Annotated in this window: 19 protein-coding genes and 3 pseudogenes; 13 read left to right on the forward strand and 9 right to left on the reverse strand. The window is 65.7% G+C overall.

Going from position 1 to position 22,892, the window contains the following annotated elements; translation table 11 throughout:
- Positions 1 to 8: 8 nt before the first annotated feature.
- From QGN32_RS22935 to QGN32_RS22960, 6 genes are read left to right on the forward strand one after another with little or no spacing between them, the layout of a single operon-like run.
- Positions 9 to 1,226, forward strand: coding sequence for an MCE family protein (locus QGN32_RS22935; RefSeq protein WP_326546452.1), 1,218 nt, complete (start codon positions 9 to 11; stop codon positions 1,224 to 1,226).
- The gene (locus tag QGN32_RS22940) at positions 1,223 to 2,245 is read left to right on the forward strand and encodes an MCE family protein (RefSeq protein WP_326546453.1); all 1,023 of its coding nucleotides are present in this window, start codon (positions 1,223 to 1,225) and stop codon (positions 2,243 to 2,245) included. The genes QGN32_RS22935 and QGN32_RS22940 overlap by 4 nt, the downstream gene beginning before the upstream one ends.
- Positions 2,245 to 3,327, forward strand: coding sequence for an MCE family protein (locus QGN32_RS22945; protein WP_326546454.1), 1,083 nt, complete (start codon positions 2,245 to 2,247; stop codon positions 3,325 to 3,327). The genes QGN32_RS22940 and QGN32_RS22945 overlap by 1 nt, the downstream gene beginning before the upstream one ends.
- Positions 3,324 to 4,790, forward strand: a complete 1,467-nt coding sequence (locus QGN32_RS22950) for an MCE family protein (RefSeq protein ID WP_326546455.1) — start codon at positions 3,324 to 3,326, stop codon at positions 4,788 to 4,790. The genes QGN32_RS22945 and QGN32_RS22950 overlap by 4 nt, the downstream gene beginning before the upstream one ends.
- A gap of 14 nt (positions 4,791 to 4,804) precedes the next feature.
- Positions 4,805 to 6,067, forward strand: coding sequence for an MCE family protein (locus QGN32_RS22955; protein WP_326549220.1), 1,263 nt, complete (start codon positions 4,805 to 4,807; stop codon positions 6,065 to 6,067).
- Entirely contained in the window at positions 6,067 to 7,602 is a 1,536-nt protein-coding gene (locus QGN32_RS22960; RefSeq protein ID WP_326546456.1) for an MCE family protein, read from the forward strand. Before QGN32_RS22955 ends, QGN32_RS22960 begins: the two co-directional genes overlap by 1 nt.
- 3 nt (positions 7,603 to 7,605) lie before the next feature.
- Here QGN32_RS22960 and QGN32_RS22965 read toward each other — a convergent pair whose 3' ends face one another.
- The gene (locus QGN32_RS22965; RefSeq protein WP_326549221.1) at positions 7,606 to 8,082 is read right to left on the reverse strand and encodes an Rv2253/PknI dimerization domain-containing protein; all 477 of its coding nucleotides are present in this window, start codon (positions 8,080 to 8,082) and stop codon (positions 7,606 to 7,608) included.
- Between the two features lie 446 nt (positions 8,083 to 8,528).
- Between QGN32_RS22965 and QGN32_RS22970 the strand changes: the two genes are divergently transcribed.
- Positions 8,529 to 8,963 carry a hypothetical protein gene (locus QGN32_RS22970; protein WP_326546457.1) on the forward strand — a complete coding sequence of 145 codons (435 nt, stop codon included), beginning with the start codon at positions 8,529 to 8,531 and terminating at the stop codon, positions 8,961 to 8,963.
- A gap of 182 nt (positions 8,964 to 9,145) precedes the next feature.
- On the opposite strand, the pseudogene QGN32_RS22975 reads toward QGN32_RS22970, so the two are convergent.
- From QGN32_RS22975 to QGN32_RS22985, 3 genes and pseudogenes are all read right to left on the reverse strand, one after another.
- A pseudogene (locus QGN32_RS22975) lies at positions 9,146 to 9,622 on the reverse strand (ABC transporter permease); the annotation flags it as partial.
- A 3-nt stretch (positions 9,623 to 9,625) separates the two neighbouring features.
- On the reverse strand, positions 9,626 to 10,804 hold the full coding sequence (locus QGN32_RS22980) for a polyamine ABC transporter substrate-binding protein (RefSeq protein WP_326546458.1): 1,179 nt from the start codon (positions 10,802 to 10,804) through the stop codon (positions 9,626 to 9,628).
- A 46-nt stretch (positions 10,805 to 10,850) separates the two neighbouring features.
- Positions 10,851 to 11,840: pseudogene (locus QGN32_RS22985) on the reverse strand (ABC transporter ATP-binding protein).
- A gap of 378 nt (positions 11,841 to 12,218) precedes the next feature.
- Between QGN32_RS22985 and QGN32_RS22990 the strand changes: the two are divergent.
- On the forward strand, positions 12,219 to 12,647 hold the full coding sequence (locus QGN32_RS22990; RefSeq protein WP_326546459.1) for a type II toxin-antitoxin system Rv0910 family toxin: 429 nt from the start codon (positions 12,219 to 12,221) through the stop codon (positions 12,645 to 12,647).
- A gap of 16 nt (positions 12,648 to 12,663) precedes the next feature.
- On the opposite strand, the gene QGN32_RS22995 is transcribed toward QGN32_RS22990, so the two are convergent.
- The gene (locus QGN32_RS22995) at positions 12,664 to 14,127 is read right to left on the reverse strand and encodes an MFS transporter (protein WP_326546460.1); all 1,464 of its coding nucleotides are present in this window, start codon (positions 14,125 to 14,127) and stop codon (positions 12,664 to 12,666) included.
- A 149-nt stretch (positions 14,128 to 14,276) separates the two neighbouring features.
- Here QGN32_RS22995 and QGN32_RS23000 point away from each other — a divergent pair, with 149 nt between their 5' ends.
- The 4 genes and pseudogenes from QGN32_RS23000 to QGN32_RS23015 all read left to right on the forward strand — a co-directional run bounded on the left by QGN32_RS23000 (position 14,277) and on the right by QGN32_RS23015 (position 17,190).
- Entirely contained in the window at positions 14,277 to 14,891 is a 615-nt protein-coding gene (locus tag QGN32_RS23000; RefSeq protein ID WP_326546461.1) for a class I SAM-dependent methyltransferase, read from the forward strand.
- A 125-nt stretch (positions 14,892 to 15,016) separates the two neighbouring features.
- The gene (locus QGN32_RS23005; RefSeq protein WP_326546462.1) at positions 15,017 to 15,634 is read left to right on the forward strand and encodes a TetR/AcrR family transcriptional regulator; all 618 of its coding nucleotides are present in this window, start codon (positions 15,017 to 15,019) and stop codon (positions 15,632 to 15,634) included.
- Positions 15,631 to 16,332, forward strand: a complete 702-nt coding sequence (locus QGN32_RS23010; protein WP_326546463.1) for an SDR family NAD(P)-dependent oxidoreductase — start codon at positions 15,631 to 15,633, stop codon at positions 16,330 to 16,332. Before QGN32_RS23005 ends, QGN32_RS23010 begins: the two co-directional genes overlap by 4 nt.
- Positions 16,333 to 16,370: 38 nt before the next feature.
- Positions 16,371 to 17,190, forward strand: a pseudogene (locus QGN32_RS23015) (thioesterase family protein).
- 22 nt (positions 17,191 to 17,212) lie between these two features.
- On the opposite strand, the gene QGN32_RS23020 reads toward QGN32_RS23015, so the two are convergent.
- A complete protein-coding gene (locus QGN32_RS23020) occupies positions 17,213 to 17,614 on the reverse strand; it encodes a hypothetical protein (protein WP_326546464.1) in 402 nt (133 codons plus the stop codon).
- Between the two features lie 328 nt (positions 17,615 to 17,942).
- Between QGN32_RS23020 and QGN32_RS23025 the strand changes: the two genes are divergently transcribed.
- A complete protein-coding gene (locus QGN32_RS23025) occupies positions 17,943 to 19,793 on the forward strand; it encodes a fatty acyl-AMP ligase (protein WP_326546465.1) in 1,851 nt (616 codons plus the stop codon).
- Between the two features lie 25 nt (positions 19,794 to 19,818).
- Here the strand turns inward: QGN32_RS23025 and QGN32_RS23030 are convergent, their stop codons facing one another.
- From QGN32_RS23030 to QGN32_RS23040, 3 genes are all read right to left on the reverse strand, one after another.
- On the reverse strand, positions 19,819 to 20,187 hold the full coding sequence (locus QGN32_RS23030) for a SpoIIAA family protein (RefSeq protein ID WP_326546466.1): 369 nt from the start codon (positions 20,185 to 20,187) through the stop codon (positions 19,819 to 19,821).
- A 33-nt stretch (positions 20,188 to 20,220) separates the two neighbouring features.
- A complete protein-coding gene (locus tag QGN32_RS23035) occupies positions 20,221 to 21,537 on the reverse strand; it encodes a phosphoribosyltransferase family protein (RefSeq protein ID WP_326546467.1) in 1,317 nt (438 codons plus the stop codon).
- Positions 21,538 to 21,637: 100 nt separating this feature from the next.
- Positions 21,638 to 22,777: a site-2 protease family protein gene (locus tag QGN32_RS23040; RefSeq protein ID WP_326546468.1), complete on the reverse strand. Its 1,140-nt coding sequence runs from the start codon at positions 22,775 to 22,777 to the stop codon at positions 21,638 to 21,640.
- Between the last annotated feature and the right edge of the window lie 115 nt (positions 22,778 to 22,892).

Below are 22,892 nucleotides of genomic sequence, written 5' to 3' on the forward strand. Positions count from 1 at the left end.
GGTTGACGATGAATGAACGAGCGCCACAGGGTGATCCGGCTGCCCGCGATTATGGCCGGCCCTTGGCTGGACTCGCCGCGATCCTGGCAGTCGGGGCGCTCGTCGCCCTTACGGTGGCGCTGTTTCGGGGGAGCCTGACCGACACCGAGCCGGTCACCGTGATCGCCGACCGCGCCGGCTTGGTGATGAACCCGGATGCCCGGGTGAAGTTGCACGGCGCACAGGTGGGCACGGTGCAGGCTGTCGAATCGCTGCCCGACGGCAAGGCCGCGCTGCACCTCGCCATGGAACCGTCGGCAATGGAACTGATCCCGGCAAATGTGCGCGCCGATATCTCGTCGTCGACGGTCTTCGGTGCGAAGTTCGTCGCGCTGATCGCGCCGGAGGACCCGTCGCCACAGTCGCTGCGCGCCGGCCAGATCCTCGATGCCGAGCATGTCACCGTCGAGATCAACACGATCTTCGAGCAACTCGTCGCCATGCTGTCCAAGATCGAACCGGCCAAGCTGAACGAGACATTGGGCGCATTCGCCTCGGCGGTCAACGGCCGCGGAGAGAAGTTCGGCCAGATGTTGTCGGATATGGAGGCGATGCTGGCCAAGCTCAACCCGAGCCTGGACAACCTGAGTGCCGACATCGCGCTGGCGCCGCGCGTGCTCAACGCCTACGCCGATGCAGCACCCGATCTGGTCACCATCGCCGACAGCGCCAGCCGGCTCAGCGACACCATTGTCGAAAGACAGCGGGACTTGGACGTCTTACTGTTGAGCACCATCGGGTTCGCTGAAATCGGAAACGAGGTGATCGCCGGGAACCGACAGCAGATCACCGATGTCATGCGTCTGCTGGTGCCTACCACCGACCTGACCAACGAATACAATGCGGCACTGAACTGCGCTCTGGCCGGTATGGTCCCGCTGGCGACCGCACCGCCGTCGCCGGTTCCCGGTGTGATGCTGCTCGACTCGTTCGTGCTCGGCTCCGAACGCTATCGGTACCCGGGAAACCTGCCGAAGGTTGCAGCGACCGGCGGGCCCCAGTGCGGCGGGTTGCCCGACATCGGATACGAGACCCGTGCGCCGTACGTCGTCACCGACATCGACGCCAATCGCGCGCAGTACGGAAACCAAGGCATTCTGCTCAATTCCGATGCCTTGAAGCAGGCTCTCTTCGGACCGATTGACGGCCCGCCCCGCAACACCGCACAGACGGGTATGCCGGGATGAGGGATGTGGGGACCGCCCTGAAGCTGGGCACTTTCGTAGTCGTGATGCTGGTCCTGACCGCCGCCCTGTTCGTCATCTTCGGGCAGTACCGTAGCGGGCCCTCCCACGGCTACTCCGCTGAGTTCACTGATGTGTCCAGCCTGAAGCGCGGTGACTCGGTGCGGGTTTCGGGGATCAGGGTCGGAACCGTCAACGAAGTCGCACTGCAACCGGACAATACGGTGGTAGTCGAATTCGACGCCTCGCCCGACGTCGTGCTCACGACTGGCATCAAGGCGGCGGTCCGCTACCTCAACCTGGTGGGGGACAGGTACCTGGAACTCCTCGACGGGCCCGGCTCGACCAAGATTCAGCCGCCGGGAACGCGGATTCCGCGCGAGCGCACCGAACCCGCGCTGGATCTCGACCTGCTGCTCGGCGGGCTGAAACCCGTTATCCGGGGCCTGAATCCGCAGGATGTCAACGCGTTGACGAACTCGCTGATCCAGATCCTGCAAGGGCAGAGCGGCAACGTGGAGGCTCTGTTCGCCAAGACGTCGTCGTTCACCAACGCGATCGCCGACAACGGCCAGACGGTCCGGCAGTTGATCGACAATCTCAACGCGGTGATGGCGACCATCGCCAAGGACGGCGACAAGTTCTCCGGCGCAGTCGACCGCTTGGAGCAGCTGATCTCCGGACTGGCGGCCGACCGCGACCCGATCGGCGAGGCGATCACAGCCCTTGACAACGGCGCTGCGTCGCTCGCGGACCTCCTCTCCCAGGCGCGCCCGCCGCTGGCCGGCGGCGTCGATCAGCTCAGCCGGGTCGCTCCGCTGCTAGAGAAAGACAAACCGCTGCTGGACATTTCCCTGCAGAAGGCGCCGCAGAACTACAAGAAGCTGGTCCGGCTCGGCGCCTACGGCAGCTTCCTGAACCAATACCTATGCGGCTTGTCGGTGCGGGTGACCGATCTGCAGGGCCGCACCGCCTACTTCCCGTGGATCATCCAGAACACCGGAAGGTGTGGGGAGCCCTGATGCTCAAATATCGTGGATCGTCGCTTGCCCGGGCCGGTTTCATCGGCGTGGTGCTCATTGTCCTCGTCATCGCCATCGGGCTGCAGCCCGAACGGTTGTGGTCGCTGGCCACTTCGATCAAGTATCAGGCGCTGTTCGTCGAGGCGGGCGGGCTGACGTCTGCCAACGACGTGAAAGTGTCCGGCATGAAAGTGGGTTCGGTAACCGACGTCGCGTTGAGCAAGGGTAAAGCGCTGATCACCTTCAATATCGACAGCGGGGTGCGACTTGGCTCGCAAACCACCGCCCACATCCGCACCGGGACGTTGCTCGGCGAGCGGATGCTGACCCTGGAGCCCGCCGGAGATGGCCGGATGGACCCCTCGGACGTGATACCGCTGTCGCGGACGGCGTCGCCGTACACGTTGGCCGACGCAGTCAGCGAGTTCACGAACAACACCGCCGCGACGGACACCGTGTCGCTGAACCACTCGCTGGACACGCTGTCGGAGACGATCGATCGGATCGCCCCTCAACTGGGACCGACCTTCGACGGCTTGAGCCGGTTGTCCCACTCGCTGAACGGGCGTGACCGAACACTGGGCAAGCTTCTCGACAGCGCCGCCGATGTCACAGCTGTGCTGTCCGAACGCAGTGAGCAACTCAACACCTTGATACTCAATGCCAACGACTTCATGGGGGTTCTAAAGGCGCGTCGGTACGCGATCGTCACGCTGCTGGCCAACACCTCGGCGGTCGCCCAACACTTGACCGGCATGGTGCACGACAACGAGCAGGAACTCGCACCGACCCTGGAGAAGCTGAACTCCGTCTACGAGATGCTGGAACGCAACCGCGACAACATCGTCAAGGCGCTCGACGGTCTGGCCAAATACCAGGTCACCCAGGGGGAAGCGGTCAACAACGGTTTCTACTACAACGCGTTCGTCGGAAACCTGCTGCCCGGTCAGGCGCTGCAACCGTTCCTGGACTACATCTGGGGCTATCGGCGCGGTGTCAATGCTGGTCAGCCGCCGGACAACGCCGGACCGCGTGCCGAATTCCCGTTCCCCAACAACGGTATTCCGGGAGGGTCGCGATGACCGGCCGTAGACGGCTGAAGGCTGTACTGCTGGTGGCGCTGGCCGGCCTCTTGGTCGCGGGTTCGGCGTTGGTGGTGCACCACGTCTTCTTCGCGCCGAGGACCATCACGGCATACTTCACCTCGGCGACCGCGATCTATCCCGGCGACGAGGTGCGGGTCGCCGGCGTCGAAGTGGGCAGGATCGAATCCATCGAACCGGACGGGGCGCAGGCCCGGATGCGGCTCTCGGTCGACCGCGACGTCCCGATCCCCGCCGACGCCAAGGCGGTCATCGTGGCCCAGAACCTGGTTTCGGCGCGGTACGTACAACTTGCGCCCGCCTATGAGACCAGCGGGCCGACCATGCCCGACGGCGCTGTGATCGGCGTCGACCGCACCGCGGTGCCTGTGGAATGGGATGAGGTCAAGGACCAACTCACGCGGCTGGCAACGGAACTGGGTCCTCAAGCGGGTGTGTCCGGCACATCTGTCTCGCGGTTCATCGACAGCGCCGCCAACGCGATGGACGGCAATGGGGACAGATTGCGTGAGACCATCCGGCAGCTGTCGCAAGTCGGCCGGATCCTGGCCGACGGCAGCGGGAACATCGTCGACATCATCAAGCACCTTGAAACGTTCGTGACGGCGTTGCGCGACAGCAACACTGAGATTGTGCAGTTCCAGGACCGGCTGGCCACGGTCGCCAGCGTGGTGGACGCCAGCAGGTCGGACCTCGACGCTGCGCTGACCAACCTGTCGGAGGCGGTCGGTGAGGTGAAGCGGTTCATCGAAGGCAGCCGGAATCAGACCGCCGAACAGATCCAGCGGTTGGCCGCCGTCACCCAGAACCTCGCGGACAACCGACTGACATTGGAAAACCTGCTGCACGTTGCGCCTAACGCGATCGGCAACGGCTACAACATCTACAACCCCGACACCGGGACCATGATCGGCGCCTTTGCGATGTCGAACTTCTCCAACCCCGTGCAGCTCATCTGCTCGTCGATCGCGGCCGTGAAGAACGCCACCGCACCGGAATCCGCCAAGCTCTGCGCCCAGTACCTGGGGCCGGCGCTGCGCCTGCTCAACTTCAACTACCTTCCGATGCCGGTCAACGCCTACCTGCAAAAGTCGCCGAGCCCAGACAATCTCGTGTACTCCGACCCGGACCTGGCGCCGGGTGGCGCCGGCGGCGCACCGCTGCCGCCCGAGATCTCGCCGGTGGTGTCGGCCTACACCGGCGCCGGCGACGTGCCACCCCCGGCAGGCTGGGGGACACCGCCCGGTCCGTCCGGGGCCTACGTTCCGAACGGACTGCCCGCCTCGCCGCAACCGGCGTTGTTCCCGGGTGCGCCGATTCCACCCGGACCGCCGCCCGCAGCGCGCGCTTCGGAACCAAAGAGTCTGCAGGACATGCTGTTACCGGCCGAGACGTCGGCAATGCCGCCAGGCCCACCGCCGGCGGTAGGGGAGCCGTCGTGAACGCGTGGAAACCGCTGCGTCGTCTGGTGCTGACCGCGGCTTGTATCGCCCTGACGGCGACCGGATGCTCGTTTGACGGGCTGAACTCGCTGCCGCTGCCGGGCACCGTGGGCCGCGGCCCGGACGCCGTCGTCTACCACATCACGCTGGCCAATGTCGGTACGCTCGAGCCGAACTCACCGGTCATGATCGGTGACGTCGTCGTCGGTTCGGTCAGCGGAATGCGGGTCCGCAACTTCACCGCCGATGTCGAGGTGTCGGTACGCCCCGACGCCGTCATTCCGGCGAACGCGGTGGCCACGGTCGGACAGACGAGCCTGCTCGGCTCGATGCACCTGGCGTTGAACCCGCCACCGGGTCAGGCGCCGACCGGCAGGCTGGAGCGGGGTGCGACCCTCGGGCTGAACCAGTCGTCGACTTACCCGTCGACCGAGCAGACGTTGTCGTCGCTGTCAGTCGTGGTCAACGGTGGGGGACTCGGGCAGGTTGGCGACATCGTCCGAGAGTTCAACGCTGCGCTCAACGGACGCGAGAGCGAGATCAGGAGTCTGTTGATCCGGCTCAACGACTTCGTCGGCATGCTCGACACCCAGCGCAACGACATCAACGCGTCGATCTCGGCGATGAACCGGATGTCTTCGACGTTCGCCGACCAGCGCGATGTGATCAGCTCTGCACTGCAACGGATTCCGCCCGCCCTGGACACCCTGATCAGGGAGCGGCCGCGAATCACCGAGGCGTTGGACAAACTACGACGGTTCAGCGACACCGCCACCGGGCTGATCAACGACTCGCAGGCCGACATCGTGCGCAATCTGGAGAATCTCGAGCCGACGTTGCGTGCGCTCGCCGATGTAGGGCCGAATCTGGGCACCGTGCTGTCGTATGCGCCGACTTTTCCCTACACGCAGAGCTTCATCGACCGTGCTATTCGCGGCGACTACATGAACCAGTTCATCGTCTTCGACTTCACCATCCCACGGCTCAAGCGGGGCCTGTTCCTTGGCACGCGATGGGGGCAGGAGGGCGCGCCGATGGTCCCCGCGCCGGGCGACCCCTGGTATCTGACCTACACCCTCGACCCGTTGAACGCGCCGATCACACCCGCGCCAACAGAGGTGGCCGATATTCCACCTCTGCTGGAAGCACCGCAGCCGGGGAAAGATTCAGAGCTGACGGAACACGCGGCGGGTGCCGCCCCCGGGCCCGTACCGGACCACAACGTGCTGCCGGCACCAGCGTCGCCAGGACCCGTGCCCGGTGAGGGAGGCAACTGATGCTCACCCGCTTCGTGAGGAACCAGCTGATCATCTTCACCATCGCGTCGGTGGTCGGCATGGCGGTGATGGTGTTCAGCTACATGCAAGTCCCGACCTTGCTTGGAGTCGGGCGGATCACGGTGAAGCTCGAATTGCCCGCCACCGGAGGGTTGTACCGGTTTTCCAACGTGACCTATCGCGGCGTTCAGGTCGGAAAGGTTCTCGAAGTGCGGCCCACCCGGGATGGCGCCGTCGCCACGCTCTCGCTCGCGACGTCGCCGAAAATCCCGGCGGATACCCGAGCGGATGTGCGCAGCGTCTCGGCAGTCGGCGAGCAATACGTCGACCTGAATCCTGACGACGCGAGCGGTCCCTACCTCCAGGACGGTTCCGTCATTCCGAAGCAGCACACGACGATTCCGCAGGCGGTCGGCCCGATGCTCGATCAGGCCAGCGCGCTGATCGACAGCATTCCCAAGGACCGGATCAGTGATCTGCTTGACGAGTCCTTCAAGGGCCTCAACGGTGCCGGCTACGACTTCGGCTCACTAGTGGACTCGTCGGCCACGGTCGTCGCTGACACGAACGCGGTCGCCGACCGTACCCGGGCGTTGATCGACGACAGTCGGCCGCTACTGGAAGGCCAAGCGCAGTCCGCGGACGCCATCAGGACCTGGGCGCGCAGCGTCGCAGGAATCACCGCGCAACTCGAGGCCAACGACCCACAGCTACGGACCATTCTCGACATCGGACCAGGTGCGGCGGATGAGGCGTCACGGTTGTTCAACGACGTGAAAGCCACCCTGCCGGTCCTGCTGGCGAACCTCACCGCGATCGGGGAGGTGGGCGTGACCTACAACGCCTCGCTCGAGCAACTTCTCGTGCTGTTCCCGCCGTATGTCGCTGCGACCCAGACGGTCGGCGTCTCCCGGAACAATCCGACGGGTATGGCGTTGGGCGACTTCACGGCGGTGATGAACGACCCACCCGCATGCACGGTTGGCTTCCTGCCGCCAAACATGTGGCGATCGCCGGAGGACGAGACGATCGTCGACACCCCGGAGGGCCTGTACTGCAAGCTGCCGCAGGATTCGCCGATCGGTGTCCGTGGCGCCAGAAATTACCCTTGCATGGGACAGCCCGGGAAGCGCGCGGCGACCGTCGAGCAATGCAAGAGCGACAAGCCCTTCGAACCACTCGCGATGCGCCAGCACGTGCTTGGTCCCTACCCGGTCGACCCCAATCTGATCGCCCAGGGCATCCTGCCAGAAGATCGGGTGGACTTCGGTGAGCGTATTCACGCGCCGGTGGAGGGCACGCCGATGCCACCTGCTGCCCCGCCGAGACCGGCACCCGCGCCGATTTCTCCACCCGCCGTTGCCCCGAGTGCGTTCGGGCCGACTGCAGCTGACCGCCCGGCGGTGGCGTTCGCCACGTATGACCCTCAAACGGGTCAGTACGCCACCCCGGAGGGAAAGGTGTTCCGCCAGGCAGACCTCGCGGCGACCGCCGGTCCGCGGTCGTGGCGGGACTTTTATGTGACATCGAGGTGAGGATCAGGCGTCGGTCTTGACGAGCTTGAACGGCATGTTGATGAACACCGCCTTGCTCACGCCGCACGCGCCGCTCGGTCCGGTCGTCTGATCCTCGCCCGCCAGCGTCGTCGACGTGGGATCGGTCATGCTGCCGTCTTCGACGACCGGCACGAACCGGAACACCTGCAATCCCGGTGCTGTCGTGCCATCGGGGCAGGGCACCCAGTCCGGGACGGTGTGTTTGACGTACCACATGCCGCCCGTCTTGTAGATCGGTGCTGTCCAACCGAAATCGCTGGAAACAGTGCCGGTGCATTCTGTGGGATAGCTGCATTCCGTCGAGATGGTCCATACGCTTCGTAGGCTCGCCTGTTCGCGGAACACCTCGTTTGTTCTGGACCACTCGCCGTTCGACGTGGCGATGTAGGTGCCGTTGAGACCCCACTCCTCATTGGAGGCGTAGGTGGGGGGCGCGGATATGAGCGCCATGGCGCCCATGACCGACGCCACGGCCGCCCCCGCTGCTCCGGAGATCCGCATGCCTGCTCCTCACCTGGTAGCCGCCGACAGCTCAAAGTATGGCCGGAATGGGCAGCTACTTGACGAGCCGCCCGCTCAGCGGGAAACGACTCGGTCCGTTCGAGAATCACTGACACGGTGTGGCGGTGAGATTCGCGGTCACCGCCGGGATCGCTGTCTTGCTGGCGGTCGGCTGCGTCACCGCATCCGATGCTATCGCCGAACCAGCTGGCTGTAACGAGGTTTCATGCGTCCCGGGGTTCAGAACCGAGCAGGAGACCGAAGGACACGTTCTAGCGACGCTCGATACGGAGTGCGACCGGGTCAAGGAGTTGTTCCGTCCACCGGGATAGCCCTGCGGCACGGGCGGCGACATCGCCGACGATGGTTATGCCCGTGACCCTGCCCGACCGCTCGGAGGTGCCGTGAGAGCCGCACTGTTGGGCGTCGTCCTGACTGTCGCGGCCCTGGTGACCCCCGGCGCTGCGCAGGCCGACACTTCCTACGGCAATTTCCATTTGGTGATCCAGGGGCGGTACGACTTCCACACGTGGCTATGGGCCATCTCCCGCTGCCCGGGTGAGTGCCTACACATTCAAGCCATCCCGCAACCCATCGCGAAGGCGTTCCCGTACAGCGGCGATGCTCGGTTGGCCGATGGGCGGTACACGCTCACGGTGGACGTGCCGGACGGTCTGCGATGCGGGAACGTCTACTACGGCCCCGTGATACCGACGCGCGACGTCTATGTCTGGGATGCGACCACGCGTTCGGGCGTTCTCGAGTCGTCGTTCGCGACCGGCTGCGACGGTGTGCCGGGTGGAACCTTCACCTACCCCTTCAGCCTGGCTCGCCTGTAGGCGCCACCGATTCGGGTGAAATCCCGTGGACCTGACGGGCCGAGATCCCGTTCAATGCAGGCATGGTGAGCCAGGTTGGGCGACGCACAAGGGCTTGAACGAGAACGGCGCGATCACGAAGATCGGAAGGAACAGGTATCAGCAGCACCAGCCCAGCGACGACCCGCAGCAGCCAATCGCCTCGTCGACAACAGCCGGCCGTCCTCGGGCAGTAGGCCGATCGCGCCGAGCGCGTCGACCACCCAACCGTTATCGGCCAGAATGGTTTTCCACGCGGTGGTGCGGATCAGGAACGTCACGAAGAACGGCAGAAGCACCAGGCCGAGGAGGAGGTTCTTGAACCTGCCTGCCTTGAAAGCGATCACATACGCCAACGGAAACGACAGCAGGATGCACAAGACAGTCGCGGTGAGGGCGTAGCCGAACGACCGCAGGATCTGCTCCTGATACTTGCCGAACGCCTCGACGTAGTTCCCGAAGTCCCACCAGAACGTCAGCGGCGGAAGGAAAATCGATCCGCTCGCCTTCGACAGCGACATCCGCGCCAGGGAGACGAACGGGATGACGAAGAAGACCGCGAGGTACACCACCGTGGGCAGGATCATCAGATACGGTGCGATCCTGCTGCGGTGCAGTCCGCTGCCGGCGACGCCCGCCACCGATCAACCGCCGGTGACTTCTGCGTACATCGCGGCGTACTGCTGCTTCTGCTCATCCTCGAGCGGCGCCCAGGCCTTGATCCGGTCAAGCGTCGACTGCGGCGGATTGATCAGTTCGTTCCTGGCGAGGTTGGGGTCGACCCGGTCGAGGTCCGCGGTCATGTCCGAGAGCACCGGCACGAATTGCGTGAAGGCGATCAGCTTCGCGTAATTGGCCCGGTCGTAGACGAAGTCGATCCACGCTTCGGCGGCCTTCTGGTTCTGTGTCGTGTAGGGGATCACCATCGTGTCGAGGAAGTCGGTGCCACCGGATTCCGGGACCACGAACTGCAGATCGGGATTGTCGGCCTGCAACTGCACGACGTCACTCGAATAGGCCTGCGCGATCACGACATTGCCGGCGGCCAGGTCTTCGACGTAGTCGTTTCCGGTGAACCGGCGGATCTGCCCTTTGTCGTTCTCCGCTCGGACGAGGTCCACCGCCTTCTGCACCGACTCGGTGCTGGGCGATGCCGGGTCGCCGCCTTGGGACTGCATGATCATGCCCAGGCCGTCCTGGAAATCCGAGAGCATGCTGACACGGCCCTTGTAGGCCGGATCCCACAGGTCGTCGATCTTCGTGAGGTCGCGGCCGGTCGCGGCCCGGTTGTAGGCGAGGCCGACCATGCCGCTCATGTAGGGTGCGCTCCACCTGCGGCCCGGGTCCATCTGGGCATCGAGCAGATCGAGCCTCAGGTTCTTCTTGTTCGGGATACCGTCAGCGCTGAATTCGTTGACCCAGTTGAGATTGCGGATCTGTGTGGCCATGAAGGCGGTCGGTACGACGAGGTCGGTGCCGATGTCTTGCTTGCGCGACAACGGTTCCTTGACCTTGGCGAACCATTCTTCGTTGTCGTTGAAGTCTTGCTTGTAGTCGACGGTGATGCCCGAAGCGTGCTGGAATGCTTCGATGAAGCCGTCGGCCATGTACAGCGGCCAGTTCGAAATCCGCAGTGTGCCACTGGCCGGTCCGCCGTCTTGGGTAGTGGTGCCCGTGGTGCCGCTGTCGGACCCACACGCCGCGAGGAACGACGGGCCCAAGGCCAGAGCTGCTGCCGCGGCGGCGCTCCCGCCGATGAAGCGGCGACGCGTCGTGCGGTTGGGGACGAAACGGGCGAGGCGCGGATCCGTCTCATAGGGCATGGCGACTGGGCCTTTCGTGGGAAGGGGAGGGGAGGGCGCCGACAGCTCAGGAGTCGTCGAGCATCTCCTCGAGATCCTCGGCGGTGGGAATGTCGGCCGCCGGCAGACGCGTCGGGTGCCCAGCACACGTGCACCTCGTCCCCGGGGCGAAGCAGCGGCAGATCTTCCTGCGGACCGATGTGGGCGATGATCTGCGACGCGTCCGGCGCGGCCAGCGGCAGTCCATCAAGGTCGCGTGCCCGCCCGGTTCGATCGTGGTGTCGCCCGGGCGTGCTTTCAGCGTCGAGCCCAGCACCTCGATCTCGACGTAGTCCCGATTGACCCGGCCGGTCTGTCTACCCGCCCACAGATTCGCCTGCCCGATGAAGCCGGCGACGAAAACCGTCGAGGGCTCGTAAATCTCGGTGGGAGTCCCGATCTGGTCGACGTTGCCGGCGTTCATGACCGCAATGCGGTCACTCATCGTCAGCGCTTCCTGCTGGTCGTGGGTCACATAGACGAACGTGATCCCGACTTCGCGCTGGATGCGCTTGAGTTCGAACTGCATCACCTGGCGCAGCTTCAGGTCGAGGGCGCCAAGCGGTTCGTCGAGCAGCAGTGCGCTGGGGTAGTTCACCAGCGCACGGGCCAGCGCCACCCGTTGTTGTTGCCCACCGGAGAGCTGGGCGGGGTGCCGCTCGGCGAAGTCGGTCAGCCGGACGATCCCGAGCAGTTCGTCGACCCGCTTGCGGATCTCACCCTTGGCCAGCTTCTTGCTGCGCGGCCCGTAGGCGACGTTGTCCCACACCGACATGTGCGGGAACAGCGCATAGTGCTGGAACACGGTGTTGACGTTGCGCTTGTGGGGCGGCACTTTCGAGACGTCGGCGCCCTCGAGCCGGATCGCACCGACGGTCGGGCTCTCGAATCCTGCGATCATCCGCAGCGTCGTCGTCTTGCCGCAGCCCGAGGGGCCCAGCATCGAGAAGAACTCACCCGACGCGATGGAGAAGTCCGCGTCGGCCACGGCGGTGTAGTCGCCGAAGCGTTTGGTCACGTGGTCGATCTCGATGACCGGGGCACCTTTACGGCGGGTCGCCTCGTCATGCTCCGATGGGTGGTCGACGGCGGTGGTGTGTGTCCCGGTCAGCGCGGATCCTCCTACGAGCAGTCCCCCAGCTGTGGATAAACAATCGCGGATCAAATGGTCCTTCGCAGGCGATTCCGCAACGAATTCATACAGGCACAATGGAATCGTTCGGCTGCTATGGGACCAGGCACCAGATTCGCTGTTCATCACGCATGCCTCGAGCCGCCCGACTGACCGCAGCCGGCACCGACGGGTCGCCTTGTTCGAGGTGGTCTCGCAGCCATTGTGTCCGTGGTCGGTCGAAACCCGTTTACCTGCCCCACTCCGCGGGGTACGGCACTAGGCATGGCAGCAGTGGACGTTTCGGTGTCGTCGGATCTCAGCCCGCACGATGCGTGGGCGCTGGCCTCGGACCTGAGCCGGTTCGACGAGTGGCTGACGATCTTCGGCGGGTGGCGTGGCGAGGTTCCCGCGGACATCGAGGTGGGCACCTGCGTGTCGTCGCTGATCAAGGTCAAGGGATTCCGCAACACCATCCACTGGCACGTCACCCGCTACGACGATCCGAAGGTGATCGAGTTGGTCGGGCGGGGCCGGCCGGGCATCCGTATCTGCCTGACGCTGTGTGTCCGCGACGAAAAACGGGGTTCGACGTTTCAGGTGGTCGCCGATCTCTCGGGTGGGTTGCTGAACACGCGCATCGGCAACTTGGTCGCCAAGGTGATCGAGTCCGACGTGCACAAGTCGGTCGCCAACCTGGCCGCCTTGCGCTGACAGCGGATCGGTCCGGTCAGCCCCACTCGTGGCTCATGGCGCGCGCTTCGTAGCGCGCCTCCGCGGAATCCGGCCGCGACGACGGGCGGGAGACGGCGATCAACACCAGCGCGAGAGTCGACGTCACCGCCCCGCCTAGGAAGATCGCGAAAAAGCTGCTCTCCATCGGCACGCCCGTACCGGGCACCGACCGACTGAGCAGCATGGCGACGACGGCGGCCGCGAGCGAGCTGCCGATCGTGCGCGCGATCGCGTTCATGCTCGTGGCAACCCCGGTTTCGGAGGCATCGACCTCGCTGACCACCAGCGCGGGCAGCGCGCCGTAGCCGAGGCTGATGTACGCGTTGGCCAGAATGCTGGCCACGATGATCTGCCAGGTGTGCGAGTGGGCGAACGTGATGAACAGGAACCCGGCGATACCTGCGGTCGCCGCCACCAGCAGCACCGGCCGTGCGCCGTGACGATCGATGAACCTCCCGCTGACCAGCGCGACGAGAAAGCCGGTGAACGCGCCGGGCAGCAGATACACCACGCTCGCCTCCAACACCGTCGCGCCGAAGCCGTAACCCGCAGGCTCACGGGGGATTTGGACGAACAGCGTCAGCCCGAGAAACGCGAAATACAGCCCCATGCCGACGAAGATCGTGGCAAGGTTGGTGAACATGATCGGTCGCCGGGTGAGCATCGCCGTCGACACCAGCGGTCGACTGATGCGTCGCTCCCACCACCACCAACCGGCCAGCACGGCCACACCGCCAAGGGTGCAGCCGAACGTGACCGGTGAGGCCCACCCCCAACTCTGTCCCTGGGTGATCGCCAGCAGCAGCGCCGACAAACCCACCGCCAACCCGGCCGCGCCCAGCCAGTCGATCGACCCGGCGACATGGCGCGGTCGTCGGGGCACCACGACCAGCACGATCGCGATGACCAGCACGGTGAACGCCGTCGTCAACCAGAACACCCGGTGATAGTCGGCGTCACCGCTCATCAACAATCCGACCACGACCAGACCGGTTCCGCCGCCGAAGCCCAAGGTGCCGGACAGCACCGCCATCGCCGACATCATGCGCCCGGAGGACAGCTCTTCGCGGAGGATCGCGATGCTGATCGGATAGAGGGAATAAGAGGCGGCCTGAAGCACGCGGGCGACGATGAGCAGTCGGAGCGACGACGTGGTGGCGGCGAGCAGTGATCCGGCGAGGACGACGACGAGGACGCCGAGCAGCACCCGGTGTTTACTGTGCAGGTCGGCGAGCCGGCCGAGCAGCGGGGTGGCCGCGACGGCGGCGAGCAGGTTGGCGGTGACCGCCCAGCTGACGCCGACGATGGACGCGTTCAGTTGCTCGGCGATGATGCCGAGCACCGGAACGACGGCCGTCTGCAGGACCGCGACGGTGAGCACGACGACAGACAGCCCGGCGATCAGCAGGCCCGGGGAGCGCTGGATGGTCGGCGACCCTGGCGCACCGATCTCGACCACACCCGCTCCGATCCTTAGCCAACCTTTCCTTTTGTCGATTATGTCCGGGCGGCACGGAGGCGGTCGTACCGGGAGGTGCGAAGCGTGCCGTCGCGTATCGCCATCGCCGTCTTGACTTCGGGCCCAGGGCAAGCGGCAAGCTCGTAAGCATGAGTGAACCGAAGGAACTGCCGGTCAACCACCACGCGGACCATCCCGGGTTCGCCGGCCCGATGGGCGTGTGCGTCGGAGTGGCCCTGCTGGCCATGGGCGGGGCCACTGCGCGCCTTGCCGCCGACCTCACCGCGGTGCGCGCCGGCGACACGGTCGTCGACATCGGCTGCGGTCCGGGCGGGGCCGCACGAGAGGCGGCGCGTCGAGGAGCGGCGGTCGTCGGGATCGATCCGGCGCCCGTGATGCTCCGGCTTGCCCGCTTATTCACTCGTCGCGAGGACATCGCCTGGATGAGGGGCACCGCCGAGCGCGTGCCGCTGCCGGACGGAGCGGCCACGGTGGCGTGGTCGCTGGCGACGGTGCACCACTGGCAGGACGTCGATGCGGGGCTGGCGGAGATGCACCGGCTCCTGGCGCCGCGGGGACGGCTCCTCGCGGTCGAACGGCAGGTCGACCGTGACGCGACCGGCTTCGCCAGCCATGGCTGGACCCGCGAACAGGCCGAAACCTTTGCGGCACTGTGCCGTTCGGTCGGCTTTCGCGACGTCATCGTCGGTCGGCACGCGGCAGGTCGGCGTGACGTCTGGTCAGTGCAAGCCGTCCGCGCCTGACGCCGAACGTCGACTTGTGCGGCGAGAAATCACGACCGTTCGGCGCCCCGGGCTGCGGTTAGGACCCGCCGGACTCAGCTTTACGATCGGCTAGTAGGCTCCTAGCCGATCGTAAAGGAGCGAAGGTGGCGACCGTGGACGACGAGTCGAGCGGCACTCGACAACGCCTCATCGACGTCGCGGTCGCGCTGTTCACCAAGCACAGCTATGCCGGCACGTCGCTGCAGATGATCGCCGACGAACTGGGCTTCACGAAAGCCGCTATCTATCACCACTTCCGGACACGCGAACAACTGCTGGCCGCCGTGCTCGAGCCGATGTTCGCGCAGTTGCGCGGCATCGTCGAAGCCGCCGAGTCGCAGCGGACCGCTCGGGGCAGAGCGGAATACATGCTCAGCGGCTACGCCGACCTCGCCGTGCGCAATCGCGGTCTCGCCGCTGTCCTGGCCGCGGACCCGAGCGTGGCCACCGCGCTCCAGCAGCACCAGGACTGGAGCGACCTGATCGCCCGTCAACTGCGGCTCCTCGCCGACGTCGAGCCGGGCCCGGCGGGCGAGATCCAGGCGGCCATGGTCTTCGCGGGCATGGCCGGTGCGGTGGGGCCGATGAGGGTGCGACTCGATGACGACGCGCTGGCCACGCATCTGATGGCTGCGGGTAGGCGCACACTAGGGCTGCGAACGCCACGTCGGCCCACGGAACACATTCTCCGGCAACCTATTAGCGAAAGGACAACGCAATGAAGACAGCGGTCGTCACCGGTGGCGGTTCAGGGATCGGACGCGCGGTCGTGGACCGGTTACGTGCCGACGGTCACCACGTCGCCATAGTCGACTTGACGCCCAACGACGACGAGTTCGCCTTCACTGCCGATGTGACCGACCGCGCACAGGTCGACGCCGCGCTTTCGGCCATCCGGGCCCGGCTTGGGCCGGTGACGATCTTGGTCAACGCCGCCGGCTTGGACGGGTTCTCGCGGTTCAGCGACATCACGTTCGACCAGTGGAAACGCGTCATCGACGTCAACCTCAACGGCGTATTCCACTGCATCCAGGCCGTACTGCCGGACATGGTCGAGGCGGGCTGGGGCCGGACCGTCAACATCTCGTCGTCGAGCACTCACTCCGGGGCGCCGTACATGGCGCACTACGTGGCGGCGAAATCGGCGGTCAACGGGCTGACCAAGACGCTGGCGCTGGAGTACGGACCGGCCGGCATCACGGTGAACGCCGTACCACCGGGCTTCATCGACACCCCGATGCTGCGCGCGGCCGAGGGGAGGGGGTACCTCGGCGATATCCAGGCGACCATCGACGCGACACCCGTACGCCGAATGGGCAAGCCGGAGGACATCGCGGCGGCATGCGCATTTCTCATCTCCGAAGAGGCCGGCTACATCACCGGGCAGATCCTCGGCGTCAACGGCGGCCGCAACACCTAACTGCAAGTGCATGCATGCGCTTGTGCGAAGATCCGCGGATGAGCACCGATCCGGCGTATTTCACACCGACGGCGGATGGCGCCTTCATGCCGACCGCATTCGCCCAGAGCCACTGGGGCGACGATCACCTCAACGGTCCGGCGATCGTAGGGCTGGCTGCGCGGACGCTCGAGAGGGATTGCGGCTCAGATGACTTCATGCCGACACGGATCACGGTCGACATCTTTCGCGCAGCGCGGAATCGTCCGACGACGTTGAGGTCCGGGTGGTCCGTGACGGCCACCGGGTGCGCAACGCCGAATGCGACGTGATGCAAGACGGCCGGGCGGTCGCGCGTGCCAGCCTGACCCAGTACAGGAGCTCGTCCGCTCCGCCCGGCCAGGAGTGGGTCGCACCGGTCAGCGCGCCGGAGTTACCGACTCCCGACGACGCGCTGGTGCCGTTCATCGGCAGCGACGACGGTGGATGGACACGCTCGCCGCGGCGCATCAGAACACGTCGCGCAAGCGCTTCTACTTTTCTTGCGCAGACATCGTTGCGGGAGAAGCGGTCTCGCCGTTTGTTCGGGCGGTGACGGTCGGGGAGTCCACTAGCCTGGTGACCAACCTCGGCAGCGATGGCATCGGCTACATCAACGGTGACCTGACGGTGGCGTTATCGCGTTTGCCGCTCGACGACTGGGTTCTGGTGCAGGGAGACTCGCACTGGGCGGCGGACGGTATCTCCGTGGGCACGGCGACGTTGTTCGACCGACAGGGTGCGTTCGGATCCGGCATGGTGACCGCGGTAGCGAACCCGGCGGCGCAAATCGACTTCAGCACACGCCCCTTCCCAAGGGACGAGGTCAACTACGAGTGATCACGGCGCCCCGGCGTCCCGATCATGACTTCTTGCGCGTGGTCCGGCCACCCGAGGACTTCTTGTCCTGCTGGCTCGAACTTCGGGACGCAAACCGGCCTACGGTGGCAACGCCTGGGATTCGCCCCACGGCGCTGTACACGTCATTGCCGGTGGCGACGAGCGCCTCGAGCTGGGGCAGGATCGCATCCATGGTTCGGATCATCGGATCGGCCAGTGCGAGATAGCGTTCCGCTCGATCGATTGCCGCGTTGAGGCGCTCTGTCGCCGCGGCCAGGTTCTCGATGAGATCCGGCACTTGGCTCATCATGTGGAGCGATGCCGGTGGAATGCGCATCGCTTCGCTGGCCACCGTCTGTGCTGTCTCGGCGGCCGCCTGGGCGGCTTCTTTGATCTCTTTCGGGGTGGGAACCTTGGGGCTCATGTGACAACGATGCCGCACAGCGACCGGGTTGTCCGGTATTTGCCGTGAACCATTCGCGCGTCGGGGACAAGGGGTGGCGATCGCGGGGTCCTTCCACGGCCGCGCCCGGAGGACCCGAATGTCGCTGTCTGTCATCGCAGTCTGCTTCCTGCTCGATCCTCGGCGATCTGTCGCTCCGCGTGTCTGGCGTGCGACACGCTCGCCCGGCCAAGACCTATGACGTGCGGCACATAACAGCCCGGTGGTAGGCGCGGCCCGGGACCAAAGTAACTGAAACTAGAGTCACAGGTACCTTTGCGACGGTCCCATGCCGAGCTTCACTGGACACATGCCTCTTAGAGATTTCACAGAATCTGCTGGCGCAGGCGCCGCGTCCCAGATCGCTGATTATCTGGACACCGAGGGCCACATCGCCATTCCCGACGGCGCGACGCTGACGTCGTACCTCGATCACAACGTAGCCCAGCTCGGTGATGCCGTGGCCTACCGGTTTCTGGACTACAGCGAGGATGCCGACGGGCGACCGGTCGATCTGACCTGGCACGACCTCGGAACCCGCCTGCGCGCGGTGGGGGCACGGTTACAGCAGGTGACTGCGCCGGGGGACCGGGTGGCCATTCTCGCGCCGCAGGGTCTGGAGTACGTCGTGGGCTTTTTCGCGGCGATCGCAACCGGCAACATCGCGGTGCCGCTGTTCGTGCCAGAGCTTCCCGGACAGGCCGAACGCCTGGAGGCGGTGCTCGACGACGCCGAACCATCGGTGGTACTGACGACCAGCCAAGCTGCAGAAAGCGTGCAGGCGGTCCTGCGTAATCGGACGCGCCGGCGTCGGCCGCGCCCCGTCGCGATCGACGCGATACCGGCAGCCGTGGGATCCACCTTCGTACCTGCGGCACTGGAGACCGACGACATCGCCTACCTGCAGTACACCTCTGGTTCCACGCGGGCACCTGCCGGCGTCGAGATCACCCATCGCGAGGTGTGCACCAACGTCGTGCAGATGATTCTCTCGCTGGGGCTGGATTGGAACGTGCGTGGTGTCAGCTGGTTGCCGCTGTTCCACGACATGGGCCTGCTCATGATCATGTTCCCCGCTCTGTGCAGCGGACAGATGACGATGATGTCCCCGATGGCCTTCGTGCGGCGGCCGCACCGGTGGATCCAGGCGCTGGCCGACGAATCTCGCTTTGGCCGAACGTTTTCGGCCGCCCCGAACTTCGCTTTCGACGTCGCTGTACAGCGCGGGCTGCCCAGGGCGGGAAAGGATCTCGACCTGAGCAACGTGGCCGGCTTGATCAACGGTTCCGAACCGGTCAGCATGGCCTCGATCGAGCGATTCAACAACACCTTTGGGCCGTACGGTCTGCCGACGACGGCCGTCAAACCGTCGTATGGCATGGCGGAGGCGACGTTGTTCGTCTCGACGACCGATCCCGGATCTGCGGCCGGGGTGGCGTATCTCGACCGCGAGCAATTGGGGGCGGGACACGCGGTGCGGGTCGATCCGAGCGCGCCCGACGCCGTCAGGCAGGTGTCGTGTGGCCGGGTCGCCCGCAGTCTGTGGGCGGTGATCGTCGACGCCTCCACCGACGCCGAACTACCCGACGGCGAAGTGGGCGAGATCTGGCTGCATGGCGACAATATCGGCAGCGGCTACTGGCGGCGCGAAGAGGAAACCGAGCTGGCGTTCCGCAACAAACTCCAATCGCGACTGCACGGCGGCAGCCACGCCGATGGCGCGGCGGAAGGCGGAACCTGGTTCAAGACAGGTGATCTCGGCGTGTACCTCGACGGGGAGCTCTACATCATCGGACGCATCAAGGATCTGGTGATCATCGACGGCCGCAACCACTATCCGCAAGACATCGAGGCCACGGTCGCGCAGGCATCGGCAGCGGTGCGAGCGGGTTATGCGGCCGCGTTCTCAGTTCCGTCGAATGCGCCGGACGCGCCCGGCGAACGTCTGGTGATCGTCGCCGAGCGTGCGCCAGGCGCGGGAACGGTGGCTCCGCAGCCAGTCGTCGACGAGATCCGCGCGGCTGTATCGCGCAGGCACGCTCTGTCGGTCGCTGACGTGCGACTGGTTCCTGCGGGGACCATTCCGCGCACCACGAGCGGGAAACTGGCCCACGCTGCGTGCCGCGCCAAGTACCTCGCCGGCGTTCTCGACGCCCGCTGACGCAGCGCCTGCCCGTCACTTCGCGTCAGCCGGCGGCCCACTGCTTAGCCTGTTCGAGTTCATCGAACCCGAAGATCTTCAGTTCGCCGGGCACCATCCAGGCGAAGGCGTGCAAGGTGTGTCCGACCCATTCCTTGTCCGATACGACCGCTATCCGCTGGAACTTTGAATGGTGCTTGATCAGCGCCCCGAAGCCGACCTTGAGATCGGCGGCCAGACCTCCGGGTCCGAAGCCCTGATAGTCGGGGTCGATGATCTCGACGACCCTGATCTCACCAGTCGACGCAATCGACTCCAGGGCGGGCTTGAACTGCTCCAGATCGTCACCGGTCAGTCGCCCTGACACGCGGATACCGGTGACGCCCTCGGGCATGTCGTGAAGTAACTCGATCATTGGTCCTCGCTTCGCTGTTCACCATCGGGTCGTCTAGGCGCGGCACAAGTGGTCGACGAACCAGTCGCGCGCCAGGTCGGCGACTTCCTCGAGCGTTCCGGGTTCTTCGAAAAGGTGTGTCGCGCCGGGGATCACCGTGAGTTCGCACCCGCCAGGTATCGCTGCCTGTGCTCGCCGGTTCAGGTCAAGGACCACGTCGTCCCGTCCTCCCACGATCAGCAGGGTCGGTGCTCCGACCTTCGTCAGCGACCGACCCGCGAGATCTGGTCTGCCCCCGCGGGACACGACCGCTCCCACCTTCACCCGCGGATCGGCCGCCGCGACCAGCGCGGCACCGGCGCCGGTGCTCGCGCCGAAGTACCCGACCGGCAGCGACGCGGCATCGGGCTGCGTGGCCAGCCATCCGGTCACGTCGACGAGCCGGGACGCCAACAACTCGATGTCGAACACGTTGGCGCGGTTGCGCTCTTCGGCCGGCGTGAGCAAGTCGAACAGCAGCGTGCCAAGGCCGGCCCCGTGCAATACCTCCGCGACGTAGCGATTGCGGGGACTGTGCCTGCTGCTTCCGCTGCCGTGCGCGAAGACCACTATGCCGCGGGGGTTCTCGGGGATGGTGAGGTGGCCGGCGACCGTCACCGGGCCGGCAGCGACTTGGACCTCCTCGTCACGCAGTGGTGGGTCTGCGGTGGTCTCCGCGGCTTTGTCGGCGGAGTCATCCCGGGCGCGATCGAGCAGCATGACGACTTCGTCGTCGGAAGTCTGACTGAAGTTGTCGTAGCCTTGCCCGACGGCGAAGAACGCCGCCGGTGTATGCAGGCACACCACCTCATCGGCAAATCCTGCGAACCGTTCGACGATGTCGTCGGGGCCGATGGGCACCGCCAGCACCACCCGACTCGCGCCGTGCGCGCGGGCAACCTGGCATGCCGCCTTGGCCGTCGCCCCGGTCGCAATGCCGTCGTCGACGATCAGCGCGGTCCGACCCCTCAACGAGACCCGGTCACGCCCGCGCCGGAAGCGTTCCGCACGGCGCTGCAGCTCGATCCGTTGTTTGTGTTCGACCCGGTCCATGTCGTCGCCGTCGAGGTGCGCCGCGCGCACGACATCGTCGTTGAGCACCCGCACCTTGTCCTCGCCGATGGCACCGAAGGCCAGTTCCGGCTGGAACGGAACACCGAGCTTGCGCACGACGAGAACGTCGAGCGGCGCCCCCAGCGCTTCAGCCACCTCGAAGGCCACCGGCACCCCACCGCGCGGCAGGCCGAGGACCACGAGGTCCTGGTCGTGCAGATGGTCCAGACGCTGCGCCAACTGATGTCCAGCGTCGACACGGTCGGTGAAGATCTTCATGACGGAAAGGCTACGAGCCTGACGCCGGGCCGATATGGGAAAAGGTCATTCACCGGATTGACGACGGTCCCATCGGTCGCTTTTGCGGCAAGATCGGCAATCAGGGCCGGTGACCCGCTTGCGGCGACGCGAGCCGGTACACGTCTATCAATCGGCTGAGATCGCTTGCGGTGACGATACCGACGACACGCCCGGCGTCGACGACAAGAGCGCGGTTGGCGCCGACCGATCCCAGGCGCTCCAGCAGTGCGGTAAGCGGCTCATGTGGTGCCGCCACGGGCACCTGAGGTAGAGGTATCGCGGCCTCACGCACCAAGGTGGCGCGGCGCTGGCTGGCTGCTATGCCGCGCAGTTGGGTCAGCGTGATCAACCCGATGATCGACCCGTCGCGGTCGGCGACCGGATACGCCGAGTGGCGGTCGCCCAGCAGATAACGGTGAATGAAATCCTCGATGGTGATGTCGGCGGGAGCGGTGTGAGGCTGGGCGGTCATGACGTCGCCTACGCGGACACCGGCGACGGCCTGCTGCGTCGCAACTTGGATCTCCTCCTCACGGGAAGCGGCGAAGATGAACCACCCGATGAACGCCAGCCACACGCCGCCGACCATGGAGCCCGCCAGGAACTGCACCAACCCGAGGCCGATCAGGATGAACGCGAGGATGCGTCCTGCGCGCGCCGCGCCGACGCCGGCGCGTACGGGATCGCCGTAGCGGCGCCACAGATAAGCCTTCAGGACCCGCCCGCCGTCCAATGGGGCGCCGGGAAGCATGTTGAACAGGCCCAGCAGCAGGTTGACGCCCGCCAGCCACCACGCGACACCGAGCACGATTTGCGCCACCCCGAGTTCGCCGAGTCCATAGGCCGCGAGGCCGAAGACCGCCGCGAGCGCCAAGCTCGTCAGAGGACCCGACACCGCGATCCGAAACGCCTCCCGAGGGGTCCTGGCTTCGCCGCCGAGGCGGGTGACCCCGCCGAACAGCCACAGCGTCACGTCGAACACCTTGACGTCGGCGCGGCGCGCGAGGACCGCGTGGCTCAGTTCGTGGGCCAGCAACGATCCGAGCAATATCAGCGCGCCACAAGCCCCCGCCAGCCAATAGGCCCCCGTTGAGTAACCCGGTACAGCGCCGGGCAACGTGGCGGCCAAGCTCCAGGAGAACAACCAGAGGATGACCAGCACGCTCCAGTTGACGCGGACCGGAAATCCGGCGATCCGTCCTATCGGGATGCTGCCCATGTCGAATATCCTCCAAAAATAATGCTGCACAAGGCATTAGTGCCGACGCTCTACCGCTAGGATACGGCTGCGTGCACCGCGGCGGTACCGACCGAGCCGAGCGGCATGCCGGGTG

Origin of the sequence: Mycolicibacterium sp. ND9-15, assembly GCF_035918395.1 — a bacterium.
Taxonomy (GTDB): Bacteria; Actinomycetota; Actinomycetes; order Mycobacteriales; family Mycobacteriaceae; genus Mycobacterium.

What these genes read in the sequence shown, in the direction of transcription:
- QGN32_RS22935 (WP_326546452.1), top strand. Translation starts at nt 9, where the DNA reads ATGAATGAACGAGCGCCACAGGGTGATCCGGCTGCCCGCGATTATGGC.
- QGN32_RS22940 (WP_326546453.1), top strand. Translation starts at nt 1,223, where the DNA reads ATGAGGGATGTGGGGACCGCCCTGAAGCTGGGCACTTTCGTAGTCGTG.
- QGN32_RS22945 (WP_326546454.1), top strand. Translation starts at nt 2,245, where the DNA reads ATGCTCAAATATCGTGGATCGTCGCTTGCCCGGGCCGGTTTCATCGGC.
- QGN32_RS22950 (WP_326546455.1), top strand. Translation starts at nt 3,324, where the DNA reads ATGACCGGCCGTAGACGGCTGAAGGCTGTACTGCTGGTGGCGCTGGCC.
- QGN32_RS22960 (WP_326546456.1), top strand. Translation starts at nt 6,067, where the DNA reads ATGCTCACCCGCTTCGTGAGGAACCAGCTGATCATCTTCACCATCGCG.
- QGN32_RS22965 (WP_326549221.1), bottom strand. Translation starts at nt 8,082, where the DNA reads ATGGGCGCCATGGCGCTCATATCCGCGCCCCCCACCTACGCCTCCAAT.
- QGN32_RS22980 (WP_326546458.1), bottom strand. Translation starts at nt 10,804, where the DNA reads ATGCCCTATGAGACGGATCCGCGCCTCGCCCGTTTCGTCCCCAACCGC.
- QGN32_RS22990 (WP_326546459.1), top strand. Translation starts at nt 12,219, where the DNA reads ATGGCAGCAGTGGACGTTTCGGTGTCGTCGGATCTCAGCCCGCACGAT.
- QGN32_RS23000 (WP_326546461.1), top strand. Translation starts at nt 14,277, where the DNA reads ATGAGTGAACCGAAGGAACTGCCGGTCAACCACCACGCGGACCATCCC.
- QGN32_RS23010 (WP_326546463.1), top strand. Translation starts at nt 15,631, where the DNA reads ATGAAGACAGCGGTCGTCACCGGTGGCGGTTCAGGGATCGGACGCGCG.
- QGN32_RS23020 (WP_326546464.1), bottom strand. Translation starts at nt 17,614, where the DNA reads ATGAGCCCCAAGGTTCCCACCCCGAAAGAGATCAAAGAAGCCGCCCAG.
- QGN32_RS23025 (WP_326546465.1), top strand. Translation starts at nt 17,943, where the DNA reads ATGCCTCTTAGAGATTTCACAGAATCTGCTGGCGCAGGCGCCGCGTCC.
- QGN32_RS23030 (WP_326546466.1), bottom strand. Translation starts at nt 20,187, where the DNA reads ATGATCGAGTTACTTCACGACATGCCCGAGGGCGTCACCGGTATCCGC.
- QGN32_RS23035 (WP_326546467.1), bottom strand. Translation starts at nt 21,537, where the DNA reads ATGAAGATCTTCACCGACCGTGTCGACGCTGGACATCAGTTGGCGCAG.
- QGN32_RS23040 (WP_326546468.1), bottom strand. Translation starts at nt 22,777, where the DNA reads ATGGGCAGCATCCCGATAGGACGGATCGCCGGATTTCCGGTCCGCGTC.